This window comes from Protofrankia sp. CiP1_Cm_nod2 (assembly GCF_920664355.1).
GTDB lineage: Bacteria > Actinomycetota > Actinomycetes > Frankiales > Frankiaceae > Protofrankia.
Genome location: NZ_CAKKTL010000106.1, coordinates 13,657 through 16,836 on the forward strand (window position 1 = coordinate 13,657; position 3,180 = coordinate 16,836).

Annotated in this window: 3 protein-coding genes; 1 reads left to right on the forward strand and 2 read right to left on the reverse strand. The window is 72.2% G+C overall.

What is annotated here, in order from left to right; genetic code table 11:
* Nucleotides 1-131 precede the first annotated feature (131 nt).
* Both mshD and NBW84_RS13390 read right to left on the reverse strand, forming a co-directional pair.
* Nucleotides 132-1,331 (reverse strand): mycothiol synthase, encoded by a 1,200-nt coding sequence (gene mshD / locus NBW84_RS13385; RefSeq protein ID WP_250285022.1) that lies wholly within the window; start codon nt 1,329-1,331, stop codon nt 132-134.
* 344 nt (nt 1,332-1,675) lie between these two features.
* Nucleotides 1,676-2,425 (reverse strand): winged helix-turn-helix domain-containing protein, encoded by a 750-nt coding sequence (locus NBW84_RS13390; protein WP_250285024.1) that lies wholly within the window; start codon nt 2,423-2,425, stop codon nt 1,676-1,678.
* A gap of 438 nt (nt 2,426-2,863) precedes the next feature.
* On the opposite strand from NBW84_RS13390, the gene NBW84_RS13395 reads away from it, so the two are divergent.
* Nucleotides 2,864-3,118: a MoaD/ThiS family protein gene (locus NBW84_RS13395; RefSeq protein WP_250285026.1), complete on the forward strand. Its 255-nt coding sequence runs from the start codon at nt 2,864-2,866 to the stop codon at nt 3,116-3,118.
* Nucleotides 3,119-3,180: the final 62 nt, after the last annotated feature.

Sequence of the window (3,180 nt, forward strand, 5' to 3'; positions counted from 1 at the left end):
GCCCGGCCCCTGACCCCGCCGCCCACCGGGGCGGTCGCGGGCTGGCGGGACGTTACGCAACCGGGCGGGAGCCAGGACGCCTGTTGCGTAACCGTGTGGTGAGCGTGATCGTGCCCCGTCGACCGGGTGGCTCAGAGCCGGTCGGGCCCGGATCCGGGCTGGGCCTCCGGTTCGCGCAGGTAGGAGATGTCGCAGTGGTGGGGGGTGAAGCCGAGGGTCTCGTAGAGGCGTACCGCCGGGCGGTTGGTGTCGTCGACGTAGAGCATCACCGTGGCCAGGCCACGGTCGCGCAGGTGGTGCAGGCCGATCAGGGTCAGTACCCGGCCGAGCCCGCGTCCGGCGGCGGTGGGCGCGACCCCGACGACGTACACCTCGCCGATGCCCGCCTCCACCTTCGTCCAGTGGAAGCCGACGAGCTGGCCCGCCGCTTCGGCGAGGAAGAAGCCCGCCGGGTCGAACCACGGCTCGGCCTCGCGCAGCCGGAGATCCTCCACCGTCCAGCGTCCCTGTTCCGGATGGTCCGCGAAGGCGGCGCTGTTGACCGCCACCCACGCGTCCTCGTCCTGCCCTGGGACGAAGGCCCGGATGGTCACCCCGGGCGGGGGCGTCACGTCCGGGAGAGGCGGGGCCTCGTGACCGGGGATGTGGCCGGGAGCGTGACCGGTGGGGTGGCCGGGGTGTGCCCTGCGTCCGTCAGGGGAGACCGGGGCGGGCAGCGCGCGGCGCATCTGCCAGAGCACCCGCTGCCGGCTGAAGCCGTACCTGTCCGCCAGGGCTGCCGCCGCGGGCGTGTCGCCGTGCGCCCAGACGTGCAGGTCCGCGCCGGCCTGGTCGGCGGCCGTGGTCAGGGCGGCCAGCAGGTGGCCGCCGACACCCTGACGGCGTCGGGCGGGGTGCACGACGACCTCCGCCTGCCAGCCGTGGGCATCAGGGGTGGCCAGGTAGGCGTATCCGGCGATCGTTCCGGCGTCGTCGTCATGGGCGGTCCCTGCGCTGTTCTGGGAGGCCGACGTCTCGTCGTCCTGGGATGCCGTGCCGGCTGGGACGGTCGGGACGGCTGGGACGGCTGTGCCGGTCGGGACACCGGTTGGGACGGCTGTGCCGGTCGGGCCTGCCGTGCCGGCTGTGCCGGTTGGGACGGCCGGGGGCGCCGCGGGGCCCGGGACGGTGACGATCAGGTGTTGCGCGGCGGTCAGTGGCTGTGTCGTCAGCCGTAACGCGGCGTCGTCGGACAGTGGGCCGGCTCCGTCGGCCGCCGTGGCCGTGGCAGCCAGCTGCCGCAGGTCGTCCACTGTCCGGGGAGTCAGGTGCCGCGTCCAGCGCAGTCTCATTCCCGCGACATTAGGGCGTTCCGTACTGGTTTTCATCCGGGTGGGCCTGCCGCGGCCGGAGATTTCCCGGTTCGGTCATGAATCCGGCTTGATCACATTGTTGGCTGGATCGCAGCACCGGCCGGATATCGGGCGACGCCGTGCCGGCGGGAGCCCCGGCGCACGGGCACCTGCTGGTCACGGCGTCCGACGGGCGTGCCGTGCCCGTCCAGGAGTGACACCGTACGCTTTCTCGCGCCGAGGTCCTCGCCATGTCGCGAAACAGCCCGGAGGTCCGGGTAAAGCGACGTGACCGGTCCGGTGGCCCCGGACTCCGGCTGGAACCACCCGGACCCTGGCCGGCACTACACGCGTTCGGGAGTACGTATTACTTCCCGGCTGTTGGAGCCGGGCACCGCCTCGCCGCCGGGCAGCGGGGCGATCGGGGGAGCGACGAACTTGTAACCGACGTGCCGCACGGTGCCGATCATCGATTCGTGCTCCGGGCCGAGCTTGGCCCGCAGGCGACGCACGTGGACGTCGACGGTCCGGGTGCCGCCGTAGTAGTCGTAGCCCCAGACCTCCTGCAGGAGCTGGGCGCGGGTGAAGACCCGGCCCGGGTGCTGCGCGAGGTACTTCAGCAGCTCGAACTCCTTGAAGGTGAGCTCAAGCGGACGGCCACGCAGCTTGGCCGAGTAGGTGGTCTCGTCCACCGACAGGTCGCCAGAGCGGATGACGCCGGCCTCGGCGGTGCCGCCGGCGGTCGCCACCCGGCCGATCGCGAGCCGCAGCCGCGCCTCGACCTCGGCTGGCCCGGCGCTGTCGAGCACCACGTCGTCGACGCCCCAGTCGGCTGACACGGCGGCCAGTCCGCCTTCGGTGACGAGGGCGAGCAGCGCGGTGGTGAGCCCGGTCGTGCGCAGCAGGCGGCACAGGCCACGGGCGACAACCAGTTCCCGGCGCCCGTCCACCACCACGACATCCACCGGGGGTGCGTCAAGGAGTGCGCTGGCCTCAAGCGGAGCGACACGAACGGTGTGGGTCAGGAGCCCGAGCGAGGGAAAGGACTCCGCGGATGGTCCGGGGGCGTTGGTGAGCAACAGGACGACGCTCAAGTTGACTCCTCCAGGGTTCGGTTGCGATGTTGGGGCAGCGTCGACCCACGGATACCTTGCGGTCGGTTCGCGTTCCACGGCCGTCATGGGCGCGAAACGAAGACCGGCCTGTGGGGAGGATAGCGGAGTGTCGTACTCCACTCCTACCGCATGAGGAGTTCTCCCCGCTGTGGGCGCTGAGATTCTCGCCACGGTCCATCGTTACCGTGATCGTTCCGTAACCGGCCAAGATTTTGATCTTGATGGCACCGCCGCTCGTGGCTTTTCCGGATTTCGTGGCAGGCCCCCGGTAGAGGCCGGCTCCGACGGCATCGGGCGTTGTGCCGACACGCCCGCGACCGGCCCGCGCGACCCTGGCCAGCCCCGGGCCGGATGCACCCTTGGTGATCGCGATGCCTCCAGGGAGACCGGTGTGGCCGACGGCGGGAGGGGGTGCCGGTGGCCCGCGTGACTGTCCGCTACTGGGCCGCCGCCCGGCACGCGGCGGGCGTGCCCGAGGAGCGGCAGGACGCCGAGACCCTTGCGCACCTGCTGGCAACCGTGGCGAAACGTCACCCGGGCGCACTCGCGGAGCTGTTGGCCCACTGCGCGTTCCTGGTGGACGACCTGCCGGTCGGGCGCCGCGATCATGCTGACGTGGCGCTCACGGACGGTGCCGTCGTGGAGGTGCTGCCGCCGTTCGCCGGTGGGTGAACCGTCCTGCCCCGGGCTCGTCCCGCCCGGTAGGGCCCCGGGACGGCCACGCTCGCCGGCCG

Coding starts and splice junctions, on each gene's coding strand:
- mshD (WP_250285022.1), bottom strand. CDS start 1,331: ATGAGACTGCGCTGGACGCGGCACCTGACTCCCCGGACAGTGGACGAC.